This is a genomic window from Zobellella taiwanensis (assembly GCF_003012795.1).
Classification (GTDB): domain Bacteria; phylum Pseudomonadota; class Gammaproteobacteria; order Enterobacterales; family Aeromonadaceae; genus Oceanimonas; species Oceanimonas taiwanensis.
On record NZ_PXYH01000072.1, the window covers coordinates 1 to 318 of the forward strand.

Annotated in this window: 1 protein-coding gene; it reads left to right on the top strand. The window is 66.7% G+C overall.

Annotation, left to right across the window (positions count from 1 at the left end):
- Window positions 1-318: molybdopterin oxidoreductase family protein (locus C7I36_RS16970; protein ID WP_146137363.1), on the top strand; the 318-nt coding region annotated here is incomplete at both ends.

The following is a 318-nucleotide window of genomic DNA, read 5'->3' on the forward strand; positions in this document are numbered from 1 at the left end:
GCGCGACCCTGGATCCCGAGCCGGGCCTGCGCATCCCGCGCATGTTCGACGCCGCCATCGAGGGCCGCTTCAAGGCCATGTATGTGCAGGGGGAGGACATCGCCCAGTCGGATCCCAACACCCAGCATGTGGAGGCGGCGCTGCGCTCTCTGGAGCTGCTGATCGTGCAGGACATCTTCCTCAACGAGACCGCCAAGTTCGCCCACGTGATCCTGCCCGGCGCCAGCTTCCTCGAGAAGAACGGCACCTTCACCAACGCCGAGCGGCGCATCAACCGGGTGCGCAAGGTGATGACGCCGCTGGCGGGCAAGGAGGACT